The organism is Paenibacillus sp. Marseille-Q7038 (assembly GCF_965111595.1).
Window position 1 is genome coordinate 3,328,008 of sequence record NZ_CBCOOM010000001.1, and the last position, 20,173, is coordinate 3,348,180.

General features: G+C 43.3%; 18 protein-coding genes. 6 read left to right on the forward strand and 12 right to left on the reverse strand.

The window, feature by feature from the left end:
• Positions 1-88 precede the first annotated feature (88 nt).
• The gene (locus ACWPWY_RS15845) at positions 89-301 is read left to right on the forward strand and encodes a hypothetical protein (protein ID WP_454192530.1); all 213 of its coding nucleotides are present in this window, start codon (positions 89-91) and stop codon (positions 299-301) included.
• A gap of 71 nt (positions 302-372) precedes the next feature.
• Here the strand turns inward: ACWPWY_RS15845 and ACWPWY_RS15850 are convergent, their stop codons facing one another.
• Together ACWPWY_RS15850 and ACWPWY_RS15855 are read right to left on the reverse strand one after the other, a co-directional pair.
• Positions 373-1,155 carry a DODA-type extradiol aromatic ring-opening family dioxygenase gene (locus ACWPWY_RS15850; RefSeq protein ID WP_454192531.1) on the reverse strand — a complete coding sequence of 261 codons (783 nt, stop codon included), beginning with the start codon at positions 1,153-1,155 and terminating at the stop codon, positions 373-375.
• A 102-nt stretch (positions 1,156-1,257) separates the two neighbouring features.
• A complete protein-coding gene (locus ACWPWY_RS15855; protein WP_454192532.1) occupies positions 1,258-2,088 on the reverse strand; it encodes an alpha/beta hydrolase family protein in 831 nt (276 codons plus the stop codon).
• 196 nt (positions 2,089-2,284) lie between these two features.
• On the opposite strand from ACWPWY_RS15855, the gene ACWPWY_RS15860 reads away from it, so the two are divergent.
• On the forward strand, positions 2,285-3,037 hold the full coding sequence (locus tag ACWPWY_RS15860) for a DUF1129 family protein (RefSeq protein WP_454192533.1): 753 nt from the start codon (positions 2,285-2,287) through the stop codon (positions 3,035-3,037).
• Between the two features lie 73 nt (positions 3,038-3,110).
• On the opposite strand, the gene dhaK is transcribed toward ACWPWY_RS15860, so the two are convergent.
• Together dhaK and ACWPWY_RS15870 are read right to left on the reverse strand one after the other, a co-directional pair.
• On the reverse strand, positions 3,111-4,868 hold the full coding sequence (gene dhaK / locus ACWPWY_RS15865; RefSeq protein WP_454192534.1) for a dihydroxyacetone kinase subunit DhaK: 1,758 nt from the start codon (positions 4,866-4,868) through the stop codon (positions 3,111-3,113).
• Positions 4,869-4,873: 5 nt separating this feature from the next.
• Complete coding sequence (locus ACWPWY_RS15870) at positions 4,874-6,007, reverse strand: glycerol dehydrogenase (protein WP_454192535.1); 1,134 nt, start codon at positions 6,005-6,007, stop codon at positions 4,874-4,876.
• Positions 6,008-6,227: 220 nt separating this feature from the next.
• On the opposite strand from ACWPWY_RS15870, the gene ACWPWY_RS15875 reads away from it, so the two are divergent.
• Entirely contained in the window at positions 6,228-7,253 is a 1,026-nt protein-coding gene (locus tag ACWPWY_RS15875; RefSeq protein ID WP_454192536.1) for a PocR ligand-binding domain-containing protein, read from the forward strand.
• A 77-nt stretch (positions 7,254-7,330) separates the two neighbouring features.
• On the opposite strand, the gene ACWPWY_RS15880 is transcribed toward ACWPWY_RS15875, so the two are convergent.
• Entirely contained in the window at positions 7,331-10,108 is a 2,778-nt protein-coding gene (locus ACWPWY_RS15880; protein WP_454192537.1) for a stalk domain-containing protein, read from the reverse strand.
• Positions 10,109-10,294: 186 nt separating this feature from the next.
• Between ACWPWY_RS15880 and ACWPWY_RS15885 the strand changes: the two genes are divergently transcribed.
• Both ACWPWY_RS15885 and ACWPWY_RS15890 read left to right on the forward strand, forming a co-directional pair.
• Entirely contained in the window at positions 10,295-11,260 is a 966-nt protein-coding gene (locus tag ACWPWY_RS15885; RefSeq protein WP_454192538.1) for a hypothetical protein, read from the forward strand.
• Positions 11,261-11,357: 97 nt separating this feature from the next.
• Complete coding sequence (locus tag ACWPWY_RS15890; RefSeq protein WP_454192539.1) at positions 11,358-11,741, forward strand: VOC family protein; 384 nt, start codon at positions 11,358-11,360, stop codon at positions 11,739-11,741.
• Positions 11,742-11,849: 108 nt separating this feature from the next.
• On the opposite strand, the gene ilvA is transcribed toward ACWPWY_RS15890, so the two are convergent.
• Complete coding sequence (gene ilvA / locus ACWPWY_RS15895) at positions 11,850-13,130, reverse strand: threonine ammonia-lyase IlvA (RefSeq protein ID WP_454192540.1); 1,281 nt, start codon at positions 13,128-13,130, stop codon at positions 11,850-11,852.
• 217 nt (positions 13,131-13,347) lie between these two features.
• On the opposite strand from ilvA, the gene ACWPWY_RS15900 reads away from it, so the two are divergent.
• Positions 13,348-13,632, forward strand: a complete 285-nt coding sequence (locus ACWPWY_RS15900) for a DUF4176 domain-containing protein (protein WP_454192541.1) — start codon at positions 13,348-13,350, stop codon at positions 13,630-13,632.
• Positions 13,633-13,834: 202 nt separating this feature from the next.
• Here ACWPWY_RS15900 and ACWPWY_RS15905 read toward each other — a convergent pair whose 3' ends face one another.
• From ACWPWY_RS15905 to ACWPWY_RS15930, 6 genes are all read right to left on the reverse strand, one after another.
• Entirely contained in the window at positions 13,835-14,455 is a 621-nt protein-coding gene (locus tag ACWPWY_RS15905) for an alpha/beta hydrolase (protein ID WP_454192906.1), read from the reverse strand.
• Positions 14,456-14,735: 280 nt separating this feature from the next.
• Positions 14,736-16,001, reverse strand: a complete 1,266-nt coding sequence (gene purD, locus ACWPWY_RS15910) for a phosphoribosylamine--glycine ligase (RefSeq protein ID WP_454192542.1) — start codon at positions 15,999-16,001, stop codon at positions 14,736-14,738.
• 272 nt (positions 16,002-16,273) lie between these two features.
• A complete protein-coding gene (purH, locus tag ACWPWY_RS15915; protein WP_454192543.1) occupies positions 16,274-17,821 on the reverse strand; it encodes a bifunctional phosphoribosylaminoimidazolecarboxamide formyltransferase/IMP cyclohydrolase in 1,548 nt (515 codons plus the stop codon).
• 207 nt (positions 17,822-18,028) lie between these two features.
• Positions 18,029-18,673, reverse strand: a complete 645-nt coding sequence (gene purN / locus ACWPWY_RS15920; RefSeq protein WP_454192544.1) for a phosphoribosylglycinamide formyltransferase — start codon at positions 18,671-18,673, stop codon at positions 18,029-18,031.
• On the reverse strand, positions 18,673-19,713 hold the full coding sequence (gene purM, locus ACWPWY_RS15925; RefSeq protein ID WP_454192545.1) for a phosphoribosylformylglycinamidine cyclo-ligase: 1,041 nt from the start codon (positions 19,711-19,713) through the stop codon (positions 18,673-18,675). The genes purN and purM overlap by 1 nt, the downstream gene beginning before the upstream one ends.
• A 258-nt stretch (positions 19,714-19,971) precedes the next feature.
• On the reverse strand, positions 19,972-20,169 hold the full coding sequence (locus tag ACWPWY_RS15930) for a hypothetical protein (protein WP_454192546.1): 198 nt from the start codon (positions 20,167-20,169) through the stop codon (positions 19,972-19,974).
• Positions 20,170-20,173 lie beyond the last annotated feature (4 nt).

Here is a 20,173-nt window from a genome sequence, read left to right on the forward strand (position 1 = left end):
TTGCCTCTATACAAGCATTGCCTATGTTATAATTTCTGGTAAAGAAAGATCTATCGCTTCATAATTGACCACCTGGAGGTGTGTATATATGTCGGTTAATCGCCGCCTGAATACAGATGCTGACTTCGAAGAAGCAATGAATGGCAAGCAACGAATTCGAGTATTTCAAGATAATCATCAGATCAATAACGGAGGACAGATTATTCGCTTTGATCAGAAGACGATTGTGATCCAGTCCAGTGTCAGTGATTTAGCCTACCATGGACGGAACGAATGTGAATTCTTCGAGATCAAGAAGTAATTCTGCTTAAATACAAGAAAGGCATCCCCTTTTGATCAGGGATGCCTTGTTTTATTTTATAAAAGTGAGACTTAAGTGGTTCCAAACTGCCAGCAGTTCAGGCTGAGACTGCCATATTGATAGGTCTGGAATTTCCTAATGGCCTTCCGATCTGCATCAGCTGCGCCCATTGCATAGAACAAGGGAGCGAAGTGCTCTGAAGCATAAGAAGGGACTGCATCCTGAGCATAGGGTGCTTTCTTCTCGTAAGCAAACAGCTCTCTTAGATTCCACTGTTCAAGACGCTCTGCGACCCATTCATCAAATTCCACTGCCCAGGCCTCGGGCTCGTCTTGCTGACTCAGCTTTCTCAAATTATGAACCAATCCGCCACTGCCAATCAGTAAAATCCCTTCATCGCGAAGCGGGGCCAGCATACGTCCAATATGATACTGTTCCTCCTCGGATCGCTGTGAATCTACGGATATGGCGACTACCGGAATGTTCGCTTCCGGGAACATATGACGAAGAATAACCCAAACTCCATGATCGAGTCCTCTGTCTTCTAGTGGTTTCACAGGAAGGTTCGCTTCCTTGAATATGCCGCATATTCTCCTAGATAATGAAGGATCACCTTGAGCCGGATATTCCAGTTCATACATCTCGCTAGGAAAACCATAAAAATCATGCATCGTGGAATGATGCTCGTCCATCGATACGGTCTGCACAGGCTCATCGAAATGCGCCGAAAAAACGGCAATGCCTTTGGGAAGCGGCATACGGGTACCGAGTTCTCTAAGGAAAGCAGTATACTCGTTATCCTCTACCGCAAGGGTAGGTGAACCGTGAGCTATAAACAATGTAGGTAAGGTCATCGCTGCCAAGCCTCCAGACACAGGTATAATGGTTGCCCCTTTATTTTAACTCTAGAATGTAAGAATTCCAATCATTTTCAGGGCTAATTTCATAATTTAACCTTAGATCATCCAGTGCTGCCAGTCCTCGTCCATCCGATTCTGTTCAGCAAGCCATGCACGGGTACGTTTGATAAGTTGCTCCCGCTCTGGTCCTGATGAAAATGTATGATTTCCTTGAAAAATAATATCCTTATCACAGCGTCCCGTTGAACGCATCCAGAACACTTTCTGAAATAAAAAAGCATAATCGACCGGAATGGTATCATCGCTTGTTCCATGCGCAATAAGTACATCCCCCGAAAATTTAACAGCCTCCTGAAACGGCTGAAACTGAGCGAGCGAATCAAAGAACACCGGACTAAAATCATAACCCAGATGATCTGCGCTTCCTTCTTTTACAGCCTGATCATATGTACTGCGGCCCGTAATCTTCACGATATCATTGAAAGGATAACCTACAGAGGACCACATAATCAGCCTGTTCACACGCTTATCTCTCACTGCTGTAAGCAGCGCCGTCGCTCCGCCAAGGCTATGTCCAAGCAGTGTGATTCTCTTAGGATCAACGTCACAGCACTCTATCGCATAATCGAGAACACTGCGTGTCTGATTAATCATCGATTCAAGACCTTCTGCTCCATATTCTCCGCTGCTTTCACCGCACCCAATGTAATCAAAACGGAGCACTAAATATCCATCTTCGGCAAGTTCTCGGCCCGTTTTTACAAAAAGACGATCGACACCAATCCGGCTGCCCACAAAGCCGTGACATATAATAATAAGCGGTACACGTGAAGGACGTTCTCCTTCTTGCAGTTCAGGCACAACAGGATAATGAATCGTTGCAGCGAGTTCTTCCTCACCGTGACGAATACCGATTTGTCTTTCCATAAAAACGCCTCCTAAGAATTGAATATATCTATTTCAATTAAATCCGATAAGTTTAATATGAATTAAGTAAAATCAGTGTAGCATCCTCCTGCTAAAAAAGTCAATCAAACCTTTTTTTGTATCCCATTTTTGCGAATTAAGGTGTCGTCCCGTATAATTTATCAATAGAGCCCGTACTCCGAAGGAGAGAACACGAATGAAACCGAACAACAAACAAATCATGCTGCTGCGGAATCGCCAGAACACTTTTCTGGGGCAGATGAATGAAAGAACCTTAGCTTTTTATGAGACTTTCTCTATGAATGTCAGAGACACCCGCATTCCAGCACAGAAGCAGGAAGAATTGCTCCTGGATGCTGCTAAGCACCTTGTAGAAGCACAAAACAAAGGGGATAAACCGGATTCAATTTATGAAGGTAATCCGCTGGGATACATAAAAGAACTTGAACAGAAATACAGTCCGCAACACGGTACTGGTCCAACTTTACCCAAGAATACGAAGGCCCAAACTTCCCCTTCTGCCACTGAAAGTGAAACCCGAGGTCTTTCATTCAATCTGATGATCGCTTGGTCTGCGATATCCATTGTTTTCGTACTTATGGGCTTCATCGGATTAGTTACAGAATGGGGCGGTCAAGATCCAACTCCCTATACCCGGATCAGCTTATTTACTTTAACTCTTATTGCAGGCGGAGCCATTATATTGATTCAAGTGTTACTTTCTTTCAACAATGGAACCGATGAGGTTCAATCCTCTGTAAGAAAAAAAGGATTTCAGCTTGCTTCTATGCTCAAATATCTCATCGTCGTGGTCGTGATTCTACTACTAGGATATATGCTCGGAAAGGTCCTCCCGATCATTCAGCTCTCTTCTATTACATTTCTCATCATTGGACTTATTGCACTTGTCTTGATCTACCCGATTTTTGTTCGTAAACGTAAAAAATAATAGAAAGAGGCTGTCTAATATATCGTTAGTGAACGATACGTAGACAGCCTCTTTTTATAGGAATAAGAATTGGTTATTTCATTGCTTCAGACAATTCGGTGAAAATAAACCCAATCGCATATGCTCCCGCATCTGGATATCCAATGCTTCGTTCTCCAACCGTCCCTGCTCTTCCCATACGAGCAACGATTTCTTCGGTTTTCTTCGCACCATCCACCGCAGCTTGTGCAGCTTTTTTAGAAGCAGTCTTCATATCTTCGCCTGCATCTGCACTCTTCTGCCAGGAATCAGCCATAGGTACAAGCGCATCAATGAGTGTCTTGTCACCCACGACTGCCCCGCGTCCAAATGATCTTTCCCCTGTATCCTGGATTCCCTTCACTACAGCAGACAATAGATCAGCTACATCCTGTACCCTAAGAACTTCTTTCTCACCGGCACTCTTACTTGCTGCACGGAAAGCCGATCCCCAGATCGGACCTGACGCCCCGCCGCATTTCTCCATAATAATGAGAGAACATGCATCAAGGAACTCGGACATACTGGAACTTTTCTCGAGTACGTGATCCCACTCTTTTTTGAGCTGTTTAAATCCGGTTGCAATACTTGTACCGAAATCACCGTCTCCTGCATGAGAATCGAGATCACAGAACGGTCCCTCATTTTTAATGATGATTTCACTCATCTTGTCGATATAATAGACGAGATTATTCAGAGAGAACTGTTCATTTTGTACCGTACTATATTCTTCAGATGTTTCTACGGTGTATGATGCTTTCTTACCGCCATCTGCTTGAACTTCTTCCACTTTGTCTGTATAAATAACCTCTGTCAAAGGCCCTCTCATGGTAAGCGCCGGAGTCTCGCACTCTACAGCAAGCAGATTCTTTAATTCTTCATCAAGCTGCATCAGTGACAAGGAAGCGCCAGCCATATCAATACTTGTCATATAGTCACCAACTAGAACCTTCATCACCTTTTTGCCTTTTGCCTTCATCTCTTTCATGACTGCATTATTCAGCAAATACAGTTCCTGAAGCGGTGAGCCTCCAAAGCCATTAACGAGAACAGCATACTCATCTTCTGCGCTCTGATCCATATGTTTCAGCAAATCTTCTACCATCCGGCGGGCGAGTTCATCAGCAGGGAGTACTTTTTCACGCCGAATCCCTGGCTCACCATGAATACCCACTCCATATTCAATCTCATCCTCGTTCAATTGGAACGTAGGGCTTCCTTTGGCAGGAACGGTACAAGAAGTCAGGGCAAACCCAATACTTTTTGTACGGTCTGCTGCTTTTTGTGCCGCTTCTTTAACTTCTGACAGTGATTTGCCCAGTTCTGCTGCAGCTCCGGCAATCTTATGAACAAATACCGTACCTGCTACACCACGCTTACCTACCGTGTACAGGCTGTCTTCTACTGCAATATCATCTTCTACTTTTACATAGTCAACGGTAATTCCGTCTTCCCGTGCCAGATGAGCAGCATTACGGAAGTTCATAATGTCCCCGCTGTAGTTTTTAATAATAAGCAGCGTACCTTTGTCACTGCGTGACCCACGAAGCGCTTGGTAGACTTGAATCTGAGATGGAGAAGCAAATACGTCTCCGCAGACGGCTACATCAAGCATCCCTTTTCCTACAAAACCTGCGTGTGCCGGCTCATGACCGCTTCCTCCGCCGCTGATCAGCGTGACTTTGCTAGGGTTAAGTTCTTTTTTCGCAATAATCTTATATCTTGAATCAAATGTAAGTTCTGGATAAGCGAGAATAAGACCGCCAGCCATCTCTCTTACAAGTGTTTCCGGTTTGTTCATTATTTTTTTCATATCGTTCACCCTAACTTTTGTTTATATTCTCGTCCAATTTGGTCAGCAACCATGATGGAAGCAACGACTGCTTCTTCGGTTACTGGGAATGGCATGGAGTGAATCGATTCCTCTGGAATACATGCTTTTCTTGCTACTTCTTTCAGTTCTTCCACTGTAACTTGATCGACGCCGATATCAGCAAGACATACCGGAAGTCCGATGGATACACAGAATGCAAGAACTTCGTCCAGCTCTTCTTTCGGTGCATTTTCAAGTACCAATTGAGCGATCGTACTGAACGCTACTTTTTCACCGTGGAAATAATGATGTGTGCCTTCTAGTGCAGTAAGTCCATTGTGAATCGCATGGGCAGCTGCAAGACCTGCACTTTCAAAACCAAGTCCGGACAACAAGATGTTCGTCTCTACAATATTCTCAAGCGCTGGAGTCACTAAGTTGCAGTCACATGCAACCTTCGCATTCAGTCCATCTTCGAGCAGTGTTTCATAACATAGTTTTGCAAGCGCAAGCGCTGCTTTTGTACCGACTACTTTAGGGGCACTGCCATCAAGTACACCACAAGGAAGACCTGCGTTTACGCCTGAGTAGGATCTAGCCGTTGCTCTTGCTTCAAAATAAGTAGAAAGAGCATCTCCCATTCCGGAAACTAAGAAACGAGTAGGTGCATTCGCAATAATCGTAGTATCGATCATGACTACACTTGGACTTTGTTTAAAGTAAGCGTAATCATCAAATGCTCCATCTTCGGTATAAAGTACAGCGGAATGGCTTGTTGGTGCGTCTGTTGCAGCGATCGTTGGTACGATAATTAGGGCTTCACCTTCAGCTACACACTTCGCAGTGTCGATAGCTTTTCCTCCGCCAAGGCCAATCGTACAGTCACATTTTTTTTCTTCTGCGAGCTTTTGCAGTCTGGCGATCTCTTCACGGGTACATTCTCCGCCGAATCCACCTTCTACAAGAGTTACATTAAATTTATCTGAAGTTGTGTTCAATTGTTCTTTTACACGAGCAATATCATCTGGATGGGCAATCAGTAACGCAGAGTCACCAAATGTCCGAATAAAATATCCTAAATTTAAAAGTTCATTTTCACCTTGTACATATTTCGTTGGACTAATAAAAGCTCTTCTCATCGTTATTACCTCCTAGCAATTTGTTTCTCTCTCTATTATATTTTTTACCCAATTTACTTTCATTGAACTCCGATTACTAATTAAAGCGTTTTCTTATTGTGTTTTTTTGCACTAAACTATCACAAATTGTACTTTTATGTACTTCACTTCTGTAAAAAGATATACTAAAAGAAGAAATTAGGCATCTAACTTCAATTTTTTACTATAGGAGTACACCACTATGAAACCAGCACACTTCCATCTGAATCAAATCATTGATATTGATAAATGGCACGGGCTTCAAGACTCCCTATCACTTGTAACGAAAATGGCCATTATTACCGTCGATTACAAAGGTGTTCCTGTAACGAAGCACAGTCATTGCCAGTCCTTCTGTCAAGCGGTGCGTAAAGACGAGATGCTGTCTGAGTACTGCCAGAAATGTGATGCCCGGGGCGGACTTGAGGCCGTTCGAACAAACAAACCCTACATATATTCCTGTCATTTTAATATCGTGGATATTGCCATTCCGATCCTTGTTGATGGTCAATATGTGGGGGCGATTATGGCAGGACAGATCAAACTGACGGATCAGGAATTATATCTTGAACAGATTGTGAATCGTCCCGAGAATACAGAAAGCCGAGCTAAATTCAAAGCACTTGAAAAAGAATACAGTGCACTACCGCAGCTTACTTACGATGAAATGGCCAAAGCGGCAGAGATGCTGCTTCAGCTTTCTACTTATATTGTCGAGGAGTCCATTCAGAAGAATGCAACTATTGAGATGTATAAAAATGCACTGTCACAGGACATGCCGCTTACCATTCCGGCTCATCTTCCTTCCGTAACCGCATTTAAAAATATGGAAGCCATGCAGCATGAGCTGGTTAATACGATGATCGATAGAAAGATTAAGAAATTTACAACGCATGATTTCCATACGCTGAATCCCTTGCTTACCCCAGCGTTTGAGTATATTTATCACCACAAAAATGAGAATATCACGCTTCAGCAAATGGCTAAATTATGTCATGTGAGTCCAAGCTATTTTAGCCGGATCTTTACAAAAGAAACGGGAGAAAATTTTTCCGTGTTTGTACCTCGACTAAAAATGGAATGGGCAAAGCAGCTGCTTGAAGAAACCAATCTTCCGATCCATCAAATCAGCGAAGATCTGGGATATACGGATGCGGGATATTTTATTAAAACGTTTAAGAAATTAGAAGGTCTGACCCCAGCGGTATATCGCAGAATGATTCGGTAATTAGTTATGATTCCATTAAAAAAAGCCGGGTAAATTCATCCCGGCTTTTTTACATATACGGTGCGTATTCCTTATTTCTAGTTCCCCTTACCTTCTTCTTCTTTCTTTTCATCATTCAACTTTTCTTGCGGCTCTTCTTTCTTTGGTGTTACTTCTTCAAGGACAATGGAATCACTAGCTCGGGATAAGCTATTAATTGTTGCTTTATCTCCATCCGCTACAGATAGAACAAAGAATCGGTAACTAACCCCCGGTTTCAGTGAACTTCCATCTGAATCGAGCGTCGAAGTATCTACCGTGACGACTCCGTTTCCACCCGTTTTATTCACGGATGTGTATTGTGATCTTGGCAGGGCATTCGCTTGATCCAAAGTAAACTGACTAGCTGAAGCTGCTTTAACCGCAATCACTGCATAGAAAGAAAGTCCTTTTTCATCCCCTGCTTTATTGAAATTCACTTGTACCGCAGGGCTTCCATTCGGCTTATTCTCTACCTTCGTTATATTAGCCTGATCTACCTGAACCGAAGGCTGACTCAGTGCAAAATTACTCGATCCATCCGATAAAGCATTCACCGAACGGGTGGAACCATCTGCTAGAGAGAGAACAAACGCTTTATAACTAGTACCGGCAACCAGCTTATTACCGTTAACATCCTTGGCTCCTTCTCCAAGAAGCTGTGAGATATTCGAACCGTTTTTAGCTACTGCCGTGTAATTACTTGAAGATACACGATTTGCAGCGGAAAGATCGAAGCGGCTTGCTTCATCTGCTCGCACAAGCATGATGAGATAACGGGAAATTCCCGCTTCATCCGAAGCTTTTTGGAACGAAATCGTGACATCGCGGCCGTCCCCGTTATTTCCTTTAATATTCGCGGATACAGAAGATGCAGGTCTAACCGTGCTTGCAGACAGCTGTATCGCTGAAGAAGCAGATGACAGTGCACTCAGCTTACTATCTCCGCGGTTACTTACCGCAAGTACGAATACTCGATAACTCACCCCGCTGCGGATCGCTGACCCATCTGTATCTTTTGCTCCGGATGCAAGTGTAGCCTTCAGATTCCCACCCGTTTTATTTACTCTTGTATACCGATCACTACTTATCCCATTGGCTCTAGAAAGGTCGAAGCTTCCTGCATTGCCCGACTTCACTACAAAGACACGGTAATGATCTACGCGGGATTCTTCAGATGACTTATTAAATGTAACCTGCAGGTCCCGGCCGTCTCCGTAATCCTGAATATCGTTTACAGCTACACTTGTCGCCGGCTTCGATACCGAGTTATTACTTAAGGAGATTGCATTAGAGGAAGAAGATAATAGATTCTCATACCCTCCTTGCTGATTTCCCATGGCTGCTACAAACACACGATAGCTTTCTCCTTCACGAACCGTAACCCCACTCGTATCTTTCAGGTTCTGCGGCAGTGTAATCGTCTGATTTTTCCCATTCTTCGATATATCATAGTAGCTTCCGGAAGATACTTTATTCGCTTCACTCATGGTAAAGGCAGAGCTGTTATTATTGCGGACTACAAACACCCGATAAAAGCCTACTTTTGACTCGTCTCCTGTTTTGTTAAATGAAACCTGCAGGTCTCGTGCATCTCCGTTATCACTGCGGTCCGTTACCGATGTAATAGAAGGAGCGGTCAGCGTACTTCCGTCCAAAGTGAAGCTCGAAGAACCAGAGGACAGTCTATTCTCTTTATCATTCGTATTCGTACTAGTCGAGAGGACAAACAGCGTATATGCAGTTCCATTCTTAATGAGATCCCCTGATACATCCCGTGATGAAGAGGAAAGTGTTGTCGTAATCACTGAACTTGCTGTTTTACCGATAACGGTCGAGTAACTGCTCGAAGCGCGGTTCGCCGCATTTAGATCAAAAGATGATGCATCTTTGGTTTTGACGATAAAAGCACGGTAGCTGTTAATATCAGATGTCGTTCCTGGCTGTTTGAAACTAATCTGCAGATCACGGCCATCTCCGTTATTCGCAACATCTTTGACACGCAGTTCATTTACCGCCTGAACCGCTGGTTTTGCTGTCAGTGTAATAGAATTTCTAGCGGAAGAAAGAAGTGAAGCATAGTCAGCCGCATCGTTTCCAACCGTTAATACATACACTTTGTAAGTTACACCGGATCTAATCTTCTCACCGCTCACATCCCGTGTGTTCTCCCCCAAAGTGAGGCTAATATTCCCATTCCTTTTACTTACTTGAGTATAGTTTGCAGAAGTTGTATTCATGGCTGCATTAAGTGTAAAGTTCCCTGCACTCGTATCCTTGACGACCATGACACGATATTCATATACTCCGCCTTCATTCTGCGAAGGTGTGAAATCAACTTTAATATCCCGACCGTCACCATACTGAGTACCTACACTCGTTGTAATCGTAGAGGTAGACAAGTCATCACTCTTCGTGACGATATCCACACGTTTTGCTTGAGAGTTCCAATACACTTCTTCTCCCAATGCTTCGGTTACGAATCGAATGGGAACCATGGTATTCCCCTTAACTACGGATGCAGGAATATCCAAGTAAACTGTGTTGCCATTGATATTCGCTGTCTTTGATCCGATCTTCAGAGATACCGTCTGGTCACCTTTGGTCGCAGTAACCGTCTTCGACTTATTGTTCCATACGACCTTTGCGTTCAGCCCTTCAAAAATAGACCGCAGCGGAACCAGTACTCTGGCGCCTTTCATTATCGGTGCTTGTGAAGCTGATAATTTCTCATTATCAATGTAAATCTGTATGGCCGTTGCTGCATGAGACACGACAGGGGGAACACTTGCTGTGATAAGGGCAGCGATGACAGCTGTAGAGATCCATTTTTTCATTTTTATTGTTACCTCCAGTATTTGGATTATTAACTTGGTTTAGCTTAGCAATCTTATAACGTAAGCCGATGGGATAAAGTTCCATAAAAGGAACGTAAAACATAAATATATTTTTTATTCCTTTCGAAAGTGTGTCTATCGGTTAATACATGAAGAGTTAGCAATCATATTCTAGGAGGTATAAATATGAAGAGTTACACGCCAAGAGAGGTTTCTTATTGGAAAAAGAAGAGCGCTAAAACAGCCATCATCCTGCTGAGCAGCGCTGCATTGTTGTTGCCTGGAGCAGGGTCCATCGGCGCACAAACCGTTCAAGCAGCCGCGACTAAACCGCCCACATCCCATTCAGATTCTGCTAAGATTCTTAGCACCTTCCAATCCTTACTTAAAGAAAACAACTTACGGGATGCTGACAACTATCTATATAAGAATAGTAAAAAGGTAACCCGGCATCATGCCACTCTGATGGTCTTATATTTAGAGAATGCACGGATTAAGGCTCTCCCCGTACTCAATCAAAAATTTTATCCCGAAGAGATTCAGAAAGAGCTTTCTTCTATTTTTTATAAGCGAAATGATAATATAGACAATCTTTTGAAAAAGGCTAAAACACAAAAGTTGAAAAATTTACTGACGGAAGCAAAAAACAGTGGTTATAAAATGAGGACTTCAGAAGGAATGTATTACTTGACTATGGACTATTCCAGATTCGAGCGATATCAAAGTGATATAAAAGAGGATATATCTGCTTATATCGCGATCCAGACAGATGAAACGAACAAATATTCTTCAAGTGATGCTGCACTAACCATCGGCTATCAGGAACTCGTGAACAGAGCGCTAAATCAGGAAGATTTCCTGATTAAATACCCAACATCCAATCGTGCAGGACAGGTAAAGACCTTGTTCAACGATTATAAACTTTCTGTATTTTATGGACTTAACAATACCCCTCTTTTCTCCTATGAGGAGAACACGATGAATACAAATGCTCGAAAAGCGTATGAATTTATTTCCCAGATTCCAAACACGAACAAGAGTGAGTTACGCACTCATCTCAAACAATATATGGAGCTCGTGAAAGAGGAAAAATATAAAAAAACAGCAAAGGTAGAGAAATGGATCACAGAAAACATTATTCAGGAACCGTAATCATCCGCTCTTTTCATTTTTGTCCAATAATATAATGATAAATTTCATTAGATAGTATATAGTTTCACTATGTGATACAAACAAAGGGGTGAACTTAATGAACTATCATTATGTTGGCATTGATCATGTTCAGCTTGCAGGTCCTCCCGAATGCGAGGCAGAAGCTCGTCATTTTTACAGTGAAATCCTTGGATTTACCGAAATTCCTAAACCGGAAGTACTGCAAAAAAGGGGCGGTGTATGGTTTCTTTGTGGAAGTCATGAGGTTCATATCGGCGTGCAGACTGATTTTTCTCCAGCTACAAAAGCTCATCCTGCTTTTGATGTGAAACAGCTAGAAGCATTGCGCAGTTACTTAGTAGATCAAGGGATTCCAGTCATCGCAGATGAGGCCCGCCAAGAAGAAGGTGTCGATCGTTTTTATCTTCATGATCCTTTTGGAAATCGCCTGGAGTTTATGGAACGGAGCAATCATAAATAATAGATTTTCACGATGCATAAAAAATAAACAAAACCCCCGCGAATTTCTGTACGGGGGTTTTGTCATTCGATATATTCAATTTCTAGAACCAGTAATTTTGAAAAATGATCAAATCAATAGATTAAATAAATTTTGGTCTTTGTTTAGTTCCGTATACTGAATGTTTTTCGCTGTCATTCGTTCAATCAGCGGACCATAATCCTCTTTATTGAGTAGCTCTATACCAACAAGGGCTGGACCATTTTCTTTATCATTTTTTTTCGTATACTCAAATCTCGCAATATCATCATCTGGACCGAGTACATCCGAGAGAAATTCACGAAGGGCACCCGCACGCTGCGGGAAATTAATCATGAAATAATGTTTGAGCCCTTCATATATGAGTGAGCGTTCCTTAATCTCCTGCATTCGGTCAATATCGTTATTTCCACCGCTAATGATACATACGACTTTCTTCCCTTTGATCTTATCTTTATACTGTTCAAGCGCAGCTACGGCAAGAGAGCCGGCAGGTTCAACTACAATGGCATTCTCGTTATATAGTTCCAAAATGGTGGTACAAGCTTTACCTTCCGGAACCTTAACTACATCATCCAGTGTTCGGGTGCAGATATCATAGGTTAAATCCCCTACTCTCTTCACCGCTGCCCCATCGACAAACTTATCAATCTTCTGAAGCGTAACTACCTGTTTCTGATCCATCGCCTCTGTCATGGATGCTGCGCCTAAAGGTTCCACCCCAATGACCTGTGTCTGTGGATGCACTGTCTTAACATAGGTTCCGATTCCAGCAGCCAGACCGCCGCCGCCAATCGTTACAAAAACATAATCGGCAGGACCATCAAGATCCTCCATGACTTCCATCCCGATTGTTCCGTTCCCTGCAATAATCTTCGGCTGATCGAATGGATGAATGAACGTAAGCTCCTGTTCATCTCTTACCCGCATAGCCGCTTCATAGGAGTCATCATACGTATCTCCCGTAAGGATGACTTCAATGTTATTGCCGCCAAACCGTTTTACTTGCTTAACCTTCTGATTCGGCGTTGTGCTTGGCATAAAGATTTTACCTTGAATTCCAAGGGCATTACATGAAAAAGCAACTCCTTGTGCATGATTTCCAGCACTCGCACAGACAATGCCCCGTTCACGCTCTTCTGCAGATAAATTACGGATCATGTTATAGGCACCGCGAATTTTAAAAGAACGAACAACTTGCAGATCTTCTCTTTTCAGGTAGACTTCACAATTGTACTTTGCCGATAGTACAGCATCACGCTGGAGCGGCGTTCTTACGATGACCTCTCTCAGTACGTGGTGCGCTCTAACGATATCTTCCATTCCCACTACAGGGACAGTTCCATGATTAGGTGTCTCTACAGATTTCATTTTCTCCCACACTCCGCTTGATTTGGTCAGCTTTACGTTCGCTGCATATATTTTCTATTTTATGTATTGTACCATTTTTGTACGGTTGAAAAACGGTTCTATCTGCGGATTTTCATGATTTTCTTGAAAAAACTCTTTTCTTTCAGCTACATTTTGCATATCACGGCAAACCTATGTTTAAATAAAAGCAGTGTTTGAAAGAGGAGGAGCCTAACCAATGTCGATTAACTACGAACAAGACTTACTGCCTATCGGCTCTGTTGTACGCATCAAAGAATGGAAACAGAAGCTGATGATTTACGGCCGTTTGCAAAATGATACCGAATCTCAAAATACATGGGATTATGTTGCATGCTACTACCCTCATGGGAATCTGACGGAAGATTCCAATGTATTCTTTAATCATGGAGATATTAAAGACGTTGTTTTCAGAGGCTTCGAGGATCATGAGGAAGCTGCTTTCCGTAAGATTCTTGCTGAGGCAATTAAAGAAGCAGAGTAATTCAAAACTGCGGTTGCGACTGCAACTAGCAGAGGAAAAAGAAAACCCAAAGGAGTTCCCCTCGTAAAGAGAGACCCCTTTGGGTTTTTGTATGTTCCCCGAATCTAGTTCATATTTCATCAAAACGGTAAGATAAGAGTTGTTTTCACTTACTTTTCTATTCATATTATTAATACGCTGTCCGGTTACTTCTCTTGTCAGATCATACTTCTTTGGAAGTAATGTTTTGCTTGAACCAAGCAACGGCCGCTACAACTTCGGTACGACTCAGTTGGTGGCCATTATTTTCCCAGTGTAACTGTACGCTTGCCCCAGCCTCTTCAAGAAACTGCTTAAGTTCTTCGGATTCTTGAGGTGCGCACATCGGATCGTTCTTGCCTGCAGCGATAAAAACAGGAATACCTGACAGATTCGGCAGTTCTTTCTCACGTAAAGGCACCATGGGATGATGTAGAATTGCTCCTTTTAAAGAGTCAGCATAGTGAAATAGTAGGCTTCCGGCAATATTAGCACCGTTTGAATAACCGATCGCTACTACGTTACTTCGGTCAAAGTGATACGTCTTCGCTGCTTCATCTAAGAACTCGTGCAGCTCTTTTGTACGGAAAACCAGGTCTTCTACATCAAACACCCCTTCGGCCAAGCGGCGGAAGAATCGGGACATTCCATGTTCACTTACGTTTCCGCGAACCCCTAGAATATTTGACTTAGGAGATACCATTTCTGCGAGTGGAATTAAATCGCTTTCCGTTCCGCCAGTACCATGAAGCACTAATATGGTAGGCAAGTCTGGATTTGACCCTTTATGGAATACATGTTTCATCGTCATATCTTCGCTCTCCTTTTATTTCATATCACATTACCTTTAGTCCATCGAATCGATATCAGTCCTATTACCCACATCTCTCATACTTTGGTGTTCCCGTTTATTTATCTTAAATTTAAGATATATCTTTGAACTCATCATACTTCTTTTTCTTCTTTAATTCAACACTAGATATGATTTTCTGTTTTAATTACGATTCTAATAGACAAATAGACCAAACAGAGCACCTACTGCTCTTCATTGGTCTATTTGTTATCTTATTTGTACGGACTATTTTTTATACTAATGCTTTTGCTGCAATATCAGAGCGCTGATGTTTACCTTCGAACGTGATGTGTTTCGCAGCTTCATACGCCTGGTGTCTTGCTTCTTCGATAGAAGTTCCTCTGCCGACGACGCCAAGTACACGTCCTCCGTTCGTTACATATTCACCTCTATCGTTTTTCGCTGTCCCTGCGTGAAATACGAGGGCTTCTCCAGCTTGCTCAAGTCCAGAGATGACAATCCCCTTCAGATAAGCAGCCGGATATCCGCCAGAAGCGAGAATTACGCATACAGCGGCTTCGTTGCTCCACTGAATGTCGATGTCAGCAAGCGTACCATTCACAGCTGCCAAGAAAATATCAAGCAAGTCTGTTTTTAGTCTCGGCAGAACGACCTGCGTCTCGGGATCACCAAAACGAGCATTGAATTCTACGGTCTTTGGTGTACCGTCTGGTGAGATCATGAGCCCTGCAAACAGAACACCGCGGAAAGGACGACCTTCAGATACCATCGCTTTGGCTGTTGGAACAACAATCGTTTCTATCGCTTTATCAATAATCGCCTGATCGATATGCGGTAGTGGAGAGTACGTCCCCATCCCGCCGGTATTTGGACCTTTGTCCCCATCATATACCGGTTTATGATCTTGTGCTGCTGGCATACATCTCACGGTTTCTCCATCGACAAATGCCAGAATCGACATTTCCTGACCTTCCAGGAACTCCTCGATTACGACATTCGTACCTGCTTCACCAAACGCTTTCTCTACCATCATAAGATGAAGTGCCGTTTCTGCCTCTTCCCGAGTATATGCTACCGTTACCCCTTTTCCAGCAGCAAGTCCGTCGGCTTTAATGACGATGGGAACGGGGCGAGAACGAAGATAATCGAGTGCTGCCTCATAGTTATCAAACTTCTCGTAAGTTGCAGTTGGGATGTTATATTTACGAAGCAGATCTTTCATAAATGTCTTGCTTCCTTCAATCTCCGCTGCATTTTTCCGTGGTCCAAAGACAGGAATGTTCTTCGCTTCGAACACATCGACAATTCCAGCTGCTAATGGATCATCAGGGCCAACGACAACAAGCCCCACTTCTTTTTGGATTGCAAAATCAGCTAGTTTCTCAAATTCATGTACACCCATCGGCACACACTGTGCAATTTGGCTGATTCCTGCATTTCCGGGAGCACAGTAAATGGTGTTTACCTTTTCGCTTTTTGATAGAGACCATACGATAGTATGCTCACGTCCGCCAGCACCAATAACGAGAATATCCATAAGTTCCTCCTCTAATATGTAACTTTGCATAATAATAAAGGCTGAGAGGCCAAGCTCTCTGCTTTGCACTCTCAGCCCCAGGACAGATAAGATAACGCTCTGCTGAAGAATCGATTTCATAAAACCATATATTGAGTTATGAAATTCATTCTGTTCCGTTCAAAAACCCCTTTTTGATCGTGCACAGATCACGCTCGAATCTAAATCCATTTTAGGTAATATATCTTTCATATGATGAAATGAAAATTTCCTTGTAGCTTATTTCCGGCAAATTAATGTTTGAAGTGTCTTACTCCTGTGAAGACCATGGCAATTCCGTTCTCATTCGCTGCCTTAATGGATTCTTCATCCTTAATGGAACCACCTGGCTGAATAATCGCAGTAATGCCATGTTTCGCTGCAAGCTCTACCGTATCACCCATTGGGAAGAATGCATCCGAAGCCAGTATAGCTCCTTTTGCTTTATCTGCCGCTTGTTCCAGCGCAATTTTCGCTGCACCTACACGGTTCATTTGCCCTGCACCAACACCCACTGTCATATTATCGGAAGCGAGCACAATCGCATTTGATTTCACATGCTTAACTACTTTCCATCCAAACAGAAGTTGTTTCAATTCCTCTTCAGAAGGAGCACGATCTGTTACCACCTGTAGATCAGCAGCATCCACAGAGTCTACATCACTTTGCTGAACAACCATACCGCCGTCGATACTCGTTACAACAAACTGACTTGTGCGTTCTTTAGCAGAAGAGAATTCGCCCATTTTAAGCAGACGGATATTTTTCTTTTTCGTGAGAATTTGGAGTGCTTCTTCCGTAAAGTCTGGAGCAAGCACAATCTCAAGGAAGATTTCGCTAAGTTTTGCCGCTGTATCCGCATCAATGATTCGATTCGCTGCAACAATACCGCCAAAAATTGAAGTTGGATCCGCTGAATAAGCTTTCATGTAAGCTTGATAAATGCTTTCACCTGTACCTACTCCGCAAGGGTTCATATGTTTTACCGCCACAACAGCCGGCTCTTCGAATTCTTTTACAATTTGGAGTGCAGCGTTAGCATCGTTGATATTGTTATAGGAAAGCTCCTTACCATGGATCTGTTCAGCTGTGGTTAACGTACCCTGCGCTGCAAGAGGTTTACGGTAAAATGCAGCTTGCTGATGAGGATTTTCTCCATAACGAAGGTCCTGAATCTTCTCGTAAGTAACCGTATACCGTTCAGGAAGTGGATCTCCGTTCACATTAGACAGGTAATCGGAAATAAGTGCATCGTAAGATGCTGTATGGCGGAATACTTTAGCTGCAAGCTGTTTACGAGTCTCAAGGGTTGTATCTCCTTGTTCACGAACCTCAGCAAGTACCTGACTGTAGTCATTAGCATCTACTACAACACTAACAAATGCATGATTTTTCGCTGCGGAACGAAGCATCGTTGGCCCACCGATATCAATGTTTTCAATCGCATCCTCGTAAGATACATCCGGTTTAGCAATGGTTTCTTGGAAAGGATAGAGATTTACAACAACCAGATCGATGTAATCAAGACCCAGATCTTTCATTTGCTTCTGATGCTCTTCGTTGTCTCTAACTGCGAGAAGCCCGCTGTGTACGGCAGGGTGAAGTGTTTTTACACGACCATCCATAATCTCAGGGAATCCAGTTACGTCGGAAATACCGATGACTGGAATACCTTCTTTCGACAATAGGCTGCTAGTGCCGCCTGTCGAGATAATTTCGACCCCTAAATTAGACAACTCGCGGCAAAAATCCACGATGCCTGTTTTATCTGATACGCTAACGAGTGCTCTTTTTATACTCACGATATAGCTCCTCCTCTTGTGTGTCACCACATAGAATCAATAGTTAAAGACTGATTTCCGAAACATGTCTAATTAAAACAAATAAATATAGATCATACCGCTTTCTTACGTCTAATGAACAACGTCGAAACTACGTTTATTTCCCGAGAAATATCACATCATGCCGTATCGTTTTACTAGCCCGCACAAAATGTTGGAATGTCTCCACTAGGGTGCAGTTTGAGTATTTTCCTGGCATTCTTTCGCACCCATCGTAACTTTCCGTCCATTCAGTTTTACAAGACCTTTTGCAAACCAAGAAACAACCTCTGGATATAATTGCTGCTCCAGTTCATGAATAGATTCCCCTAATGATTCCGCGGTATCTTCCGCAGATACCTCTACTGCACGCTGTGCAATAATAGGCCCCGTATCCATTCCGCCGTCAACAAAATGCACCGTTATTCCCGTAAGGGTTACCCCGTAATCCAAGGCTTGTCCAATAGCATTTTTACCTGGAAAAGCTGGCAAAAGGGAAGGATGAATGTTGATGAGTCTTCCCGCATATGCTTCGACAATAACAGGAGTCAGTAATCTCATATAACCTGCAAGCACAATAAGGTCGATCTTAAGTGCATTCAGTTTTTCAACGATTTCCTGTTCATATGCTTCACGTGAAGGATAATCTTTTGGCTGAAACAGATGGCAGGGAATCCCCGTAGCCTGCGCTTTTTGGACAACCAGAGCTTGCGGTTTATCACTGACAAGAAGCTCGATTGAGCCTTCTATTTTCCCATTAGATACATTTTCTACTAAGGACTGAAAATTGCTGCCTTGCCCAGAAGCGAATACTGCTATACGAAAACCGGACATTATACATCCGCTCCAGTAAAGGTTACCACTTGGTTTCCTTCCGTTACTCGGCCGATGGTGTAAGCTTCCTCTCCATTTGCACGCAGCGATTCGATTGTTTTTTCTGCATCTGCTTCACTTACTACAATGACCATCCCAACCCCCATATTGAAGGTAGTGAACATGTCTTTGTTGGAAATGTTACCTTTTTGCTGCATCAGTTTAAAGATGGGCAGAATCGGCCAAGAGCCATAGTTAATCTCTACATTCACGTTTGCTGGAAGCATCCGTGGAATATTTTCGATAAATCCACCGCCGGTAATATGAGCCATTCCTTTTACTTTTACTTCATCCAGCAGTGCCAAGATTGGTTTTACATAGACTTTGGTTGGCTTCAAGAGCTCATCACCGAGCTTACCGCCCAGTTCTGTAACCTCATCTTGAAGACTATAGCCAGCTTGCTCCAGAAGAAGCTTACGCACTAGAGAGAATCCATTACTATGAACTCCGCTAGAAGCAACTCCAATCACTGTATCTCCCGGTGTAATGGTAGTTCCGTTAATGATTTTGGCTTTATCTACGATACCCACCGTAAAACCAGCTATATCATATTCACCTTCACTGTACATACCTGGCATTTCAGCCGTCTCGCCGCCGATCAGTGCTGCGCCTGATTGATGACATCCTTCCGCAATACCAGCTACAATGGCTTCAATTTTATCTGGAACTACTTTGTCACAAGCAAGGTAATCAAGGAAGAAAAGAGGCTCTGCGCCTTGAACGACAATATCATTCACACACATAGCCACTGCATCAATACCAATGGTGTCATGACGATCCATGGCGAATGCAATTTTGAGCTTCGTTCCCACGCCATCTGTACCGGATACTAGTACCGGCTCATCGTATTTGTCTTTATTCAAACCAAACAAAGCGCCAAATCCACCGAGATCTGTCATTACTTCTGGACGGAATGTACGCTTCACATGTTTTTTCATCTTTTCTACCGCTTCGTTGCCTGCCGCGATATCAACGCCGGCATTCTTGTAGGCTTCTGACAAATTGGACACCATCCTTAAGGGGAAAATCACCCACCTAAATCCTCCCTGATAGGGAGGACCCCAGAGGGGCAGCGCCCCTCTGGACACCCGCAAATTTACTAGCGGACCGGAGTTTTGGGTGTTCTTGCTATGTTTACGTTGGTGATTGGATCGCTAATGGTCTTTCAGACCGGCTTACATGTGGCTCATCGTGCACAAGTGCAAGTGCATTTTCACGCTGTGCGCGTGTAGCTCCGCCAGGAAGTCCACCTGTTTGCCTTAGGCAAATGCAGTGGCTTCCCTCGCTTCGCAAGTGCCTCGGCGCTGTGCGCGTTGCTCCGCTGAATCTCCCTGTTTACCTGCGGTAAATACGGGGATTCTCAGCTTCGCTATAAGTTCATCCGCTTCGCGTGTAGCTCCGCCAGGAAGTCCACCTGTTTGCCTTAGACAAATGTAGTGGCTTCCCTCGCTTCGCAAGTGC

Bases quoted from the DNA above. Each gene is read 5' to 3' on its own strand.
- ACWPWY_RS15845 (WP_454192530.1), top strand. From the start codon at position 89: ATGTCGGTTAATCGCCGCCTGAATACAGATGCTGACTTCGAAGAAGCA.
- ACWPWY_RS15850 (WP_454192531.1), bottom strand. From the start codon at position 1,155: ATGACCTTACCTACATTGTTTATAGCTCACGGTTCACCTACCCTTGCG.
- ACWPWY_RS15855 (WP_454192532.1), bottom strand. From the start codon at position 2,088: ATGGAAAGACAAATCGGTATTCGTCACGGTGAGGAAGAACTCGCTGCA.
- ACWPWY_RS15860 (WP_454192533.1), top strand. From the start codon at position 2,285: ATGAAACCGAACAACAAACAAATCATGCTGCTGCGGAATCGCCAGAAC.
- dhaK (WP_454192534.1), bottom strand. From the start codon at position 4,868: ATGAAAAAAATAATGAACAAACCGGAAACACTTGTAAGAGAGATGGCT.
- ACWPWY_RS15870 (WP_454192535.1), bottom strand. From the start codon at position 6,007: ATGAGAAGAGCTTTTATTAGTCCAACGAAATATGTACAAGGTGAAAAT.
- ACWPWY_RS15875 (WP_454192536.1), top strand. From the start codon at position 6,228: ATGAAACCAGCACACTTCCATCTGAATCAAATCATTGATATTGATAAA.
- ACWPWY_RS15880 (WP_454192537.1), bottom strand. From the start codon at position 10,108: ATGAAAAAATGGATCTCTACAGCTGTCATCGCTGCCCTTATCACAGCA.
- ACWPWY_RS15885 (WP_454192538.1), top strand. From the start codon at position 10,295: ATGAAGAGTTACACGCCAAGAGAGGTTTCTTATTGGAAAAAGAAGAGC.
- ACWPWY_RS15890 (WP_454192539.1), top strand. From the start codon at position 11,358: ATGAACTATCATTATGTTGGCATTGATCATGTTCAGCTTGCAGGTCCT.
- ilvA (WP_454192540.1), bottom strand. From the start codon at position 13,130: ATGAAATCTGTAGAGACACCTAATCATGGAACTGTCCCTGTAGTGGGA.
- ACWPWY_RS15900 (WP_454192541.1), top strand. From the start codon at position 13,348: ATGTCGATTAACTACGAACAAGACTTACTGCCTATCGGCTCTGTTGTA.
- ACWPWY_RS15905 (WP_454192906.1), bottom strand. From the start codon at position 14,455: ATGAAACATGTATTCCATAAAGGGTCAAATCCAGACTTGCCTACCATA.
- purD (WP_454192542.1), bottom strand. From the start codon at position 16,001: ATGGATATTCTCGTTATTGGTGCTGGCGGACGTGAGCATACTATCGTA.
- purN (WP_454192544.1), bottom strand. From the start codon at position 18,673: ATGTCCGGTTTTCGTATAGCAGTATTCGCTTCTGGGCAAGGCAGCAAT.